This window comes from Nocardioides ginsengisoli (genome assembly GCF_039537225.1).
GTDB lineage: Bacteria > Actinomycetota > Actinomycetes > Propionibacteriales > Nocardioidaceae > Nocardioides > Nocardioides ginsengisoli.
On sequence record NZ_BAABAC010000001.1, the window covers coordinates 10,072 to 13,789 of the forward strand.

A 3,718-nucleotide genomic window follows, 5' to 3' on the forward strand; every position below is an offset into this window, starting at 1 on the left:
CGTCAGGCAAGGTCGCCGAGCGCCTCGGCCTCCGCCTCCTCCGGTGAGTGCGCGGCGGGCGCGCCGTGCAGGGCCCGGGTGATGGTGGCCGCGCCCGCGACCAGGACCACCACGCCGACCGCGACGGAGATGCCGCCGAACCAGAAGGGCGCGGCCGAGCCCTGGTGCTCGGCGAGCTTGAGGGCGACGTACGGGCCGACGGCGCCGCCGGTGAAGCGCACGAAGGAGTACGCCGCGGAGGCGACCGGGCGCTCGACGGGCGCGGCGCCCATCACGGCCTCGGTGACGAGGGTGTTGATGACGCCGAGGAAGGCGCCGGCGACGATGATGCCGGCGATCACGACGCCCGGGGTGGAGGCGCCGACGGCCATCATGATGAGGTCGAGGGCGAAGAGGGCGAGGGCGCCGATGAGGGCGGGGACGGTGCCGATCCGGCGCTGGATCCACGGGGCGAGGGCGACCGAGGCGACGGCGAGGAGCACGCCCCAGCCGAAGAAGATCCAGCCGATCTGCATGATCCCGGCCTCGGGCAGCGCGAACGGGCCGGCGGCGAGCAGCGAGAAGAAGCCCAGGTTGTAGCAGACCGCGACCGCGGCGATCACGGCGAGCGCCGGGTAGGCGAGGGCGCGGAACGGGTCCAGCAGTGTCGTACGACGTGGCGCCGGCGGCGTCGCGGGCAGGAAGACCGCGGTGGCGATCAGGGCGATCGTCATCAGCACCGAGACGCCGAAGAACGGGCCGCGCCACGACTGCTCGCCGAGCAGGCCGCCGACGAGCGGGCCGGAGGCGATACCGAGGCCGAGGGCGGCCTCGAACAGGATGATCGCCTGCGCGAGCGAGCCCTTCGACGCGCTCACGATCGTCGACAGCGCCGTCGCGATGAAGAGCGCGTTGCCCAGACCCCACCCGGCGCGGAAGCCGATCACGGCGCCGACCGAGCCGGACATGCCGGCCAGGCCCGCGAACACGATGATGAGGACCAGGCCGGTGAGCAGGGTCAACTTGGCGCCGATCCGGGTCGAGACGACGCCGGTGATGAGCATCGCGACGCCCATCACCGCCATGTAGCTGGTGAACAGCAGCGACACCTGGCTCGGCGTGGCCTCGAGCTTGGCCGCGATCTCCTTGAGGATCGGGTCGACCAGGCCGATGCCCATGAACGCGATGACGCAGGCGAAGGCGACCGCCCACACCGCACGCGGCTGCCGCAGGAACGAGCCGCCGGGTGAGGCGTGGGTGGGGGTGTGGGTGCCGGGATCGGCGGTGGCGGTCACGAGATTCCTTCCGAGGTGGGTTCGAGGACGGCCTGGAGCACGGCCACGGCGGTCGCGAGGTCGTCGGTGCTGAGATCGGTACGACGCGCGAGGCGCGCCGAGATGAGCGCGGCGCTGAGCTGCCGGATCCGGCGGAGCTCGTCGCGCCCGGCGTCGGTGAGGTCGACCAGGCTGCCGCGGGCGTCGGCCGGGTTGGGGGCCTTGGTCACCCAGCCCAGCTCGACGAGCTGACGGACCTGGCCGGTCATCGTCGGCTGCGAGCAGCGGTCGACCTGCGCGAGCGCGGTGATCCCGAGCGGGCCGAGCTCGTCGAGGATCGAGAGCACCCGGGTGCCGGCGCTGGGGGCGTGCTCGCGGCGCACCAGCCGGACCAGGCGAGCGGCGTAGACGGTGAGGTCGCTGCTGAGCTCGCGAGAGTCGGTCACCTTCCCCACTTTACATAGGAAACCTATGCATGTCACCTGTCGGTGGCACACGCCACACTGATCCCCATGCCGACCTACGTCGCCTTCCTGCGCGCCATCAACCTCGGGCCCCGCCGCAAGTTCGCCAAGGCCGACATCGTCGCCGCGACCGAGGCCGCCGGCGCGACCGACGTCCTCACGCACATCAACACCGGCAACGTCCGGCTCACCACGTCGTTGCGCTCGCGGGCGAAGGTCGAGGCGTCCCTCGAGAAGGCGTACGCCGAGCGCGCCGGCTTCGAGGTCCCGACCATCGTCTACACGCCCGCCGAGCTCACCGCGATCGCCGACGACGCGCGCGAGCTGACGGCGTCCCGCGCCGACCTCGAGCGCCACTACGTCTACCTGCTCAAGGACGAGCCCGACCCTGCCCTCGCCGCCGCGCTGGAGGCGCGCGGCGACGCGGCCAACGGTGTCGTCGTCCGGCATCGGGCGGTGCACCTGCTGCTCGGACCGGGCTACGGGGCCGGGGGAGTCGACCCGTTCAAGTGCGAGAAGGCGCTGCAGGTGGTGGCCACCAACCGCAACTTCAACGTGGTCACCACGCTGGCCGACAAGTGGTGCTCGTAGCGCCGCCGATCGCCTGTGACACCATGGAGCCGTGACGACCGCGAGCCCGGAGAAGGTCGATCCGGGAGTCCAGCAGGACCTCACCCCGGACGAGATCACGCTCTCCGACACCCCCTGGGTGACGGTGGTCTGGAACGACCCCGTCAACCTGATGTCCTATGTGACCTTCGTCTTCCAGAAGCACTTCGGCTACGGCAAGAAGAAGGCCGAGAAGCTGATGATGGAGGTCCACGAGGACGGCCGCTCCGTCGTCAGCAGCGGCTCCCGCGAGGAGATGGAGCGCGACGTGCAGGCGATGCACGAGTACGGCCTCTGGGCGACCCTCTCGAAGGCGGACTGACGCAGCAGTGACCTCTGGATTCGTCCGGCACCGCCGGAGCAAGCGCGTCATCGCGACGTTCTCGGCCTTCGAGGCCGACCTGCTGCGCTCGCTGGCCGCCCAGCTCGTCGAGCTGTTGCACAACGAGTCGGCCGTCGCCGCCACCGAGCGCGACCCGCTGGAGGCGCTGCTCGACTTCTCCGGCCCGACGACCGAGCCCGAGGACCCGGTGCTCCGGCGGCTGTTCCCCACCGCCTACCGCGAGGACGCCGAGGCCGCGGGGGAGTTCCGCCGCTACACCGAGTCGACGTTGCGCGACGGCAAGTCCCGCGCGGCCGGCACGATCATCGACGTCCTCGAGGAGGCCGGCCTGCCCGGCGAGCCGACCGAGGAGGACCTGGTCATCGACGTCGAGCTCGACCAGGAGACCGCGCTGGTCTGGATGCGCTCGCTCACCGACCTCCGGCTCGCCCTCGGCACCCGCCTCGAGGTCGAGGAGGGTGACGAGGACTACTGGTACGCGCTGCCCGACGAGGACCCGCGCGCCCAGGCCCACCACATCTACGAGTGGCTGGGCTTCCTGCAGGAGACGCTGGTCCAGTCGGTCAGCTGACCTCGGCCGGCGGCTTGACCGCCAGCACCGGGCAGTCCGCCTCGAGGATGATCCGCTGCGCGACGCTGCCCAGCAGCAGCTTGCCGACCGGCGTCCGGTGCCGGATGCCGACCACGATCAGCTCGGCCCGCTCCTCCCCGGCCGCGGCGACGACGGCCTCGGCGACGTCCGCCACCACCTCGTGCCGTACGGCGACCGCGAGGCCCTTCGCGACCAGCCGGTCGCGCACCGCCTCGATGTCCGCATCCGGCGCGAACCGGCGGTCGACCAGGCTGCCGCCCTGGGTGGCGTTGACGACGACGAGGCGGGCGCCGTCCTTGTGGGCCAGGCCGGCCGCGTGCTCGAGCGCGGCTGCGCCGTAGCGGTCGGCGCTGTAGGCGACGACGATGCTCACTGGATTACCTTCCTCACGTCGGCAGGAACAACTGACCTGCTGATGCACCCCTGGTCCCCACCGGACCACCGCCAACGTTGCTCG

The 3,718-nt window shown here is 71.6% G+C and carries 6 protein-coding genes; 3 read left to right on the forward strand and 3 right to left on the reverse strand.

Going from position 1 to position 3,718, the window contains the following annotated elements; genetic code table 11:
* Positions 1–2: 2 nt before the first annotated feature.
* Complete coding sequence (locus tag AB4880_RS00065; RefSeq protein WP_367917145.1) at positions 3–1,274, reverse strand: MFS transporter; 1,272 nt, start codon at positions 1,272–1,274, stop codon at positions 3–5.
* A complete protein-coding gene (locus tag AB4880_RS00070) occupies positions 1,271–1,699 on the reverse strand; it encodes a MarR family winged helix-turn-helix transcriptional regulator (RefSeq protein WP_367917146.1) in 429 nt (142 codons plus the stop codon). Before AB4880_RS00070 ends, AB4880_RS00065 begins: the two co-directional genes overlap by 4 nt.
* Positions 1,700–1,765: 66 nt before the next feature.
* Here AB4880_RS00070 and AB4880_RS00075 point away from each other — a divergent pair, with 66 nt between their 5' ends.
* The 3 genes from AB4880_RS00075 to AB4880_RS00085 are packed head-to-tail and all read left to right on the forward strand — an operon-like array spanning position 1,766 to position 3,240.
* A complete protein-coding gene (locus AB4880_RS00075; protein ID WP_367917147.1) occupies positions 1,766–2,308 on the forward strand; it encodes a DUF1697 domain-containing protein in 543 nt (180 codons plus the stop codon).
* Positions 2,309–2,339: 31 nt separating this feature from the next.
* Positions 2,340–2,648 carry an ATP-dependent Clp protease adapter ClpS gene (gene clpS / locus AB4880_RS00080; RefSeq protein ID WP_379228757.1) on the forward strand — a complete coding sequence of 103 codons (309 nt, stop codon included), beginning with the start codon at positions 2,340–2,342 and terminating at the stop codon, positions 2,646–2,648.
* Between the two features lie 7 nt (positions 2,649–2,655).
* A complete protein-coding gene (locus AB4880_RS00085) occupies positions 2,656–3,240 on the forward strand; it encodes a DUF2017 domain-containing protein (RefSeq protein ID WP_367917148.1) in 585 nt (194 codons plus the stop codon).
* On the opposite strand, the gene AB4880_RS00090 is transcribed toward AB4880_RS00085, so the two are convergent.
* A complete protein-coding gene (locus AB4880_RS00090; protein WP_367917149.1) occupies positions 3,233–3,634 on the reverse strand; it encodes a universal stress protein in 402 nt (133 codons plus the stop codon). The two genes, AB4880_RS00085 and AB4880_RS00090, sit on opposite strands and share 8 nt — an antisense overlap.
* Positions 3,635–3,718: the final 84 nt, after the last annotated feature.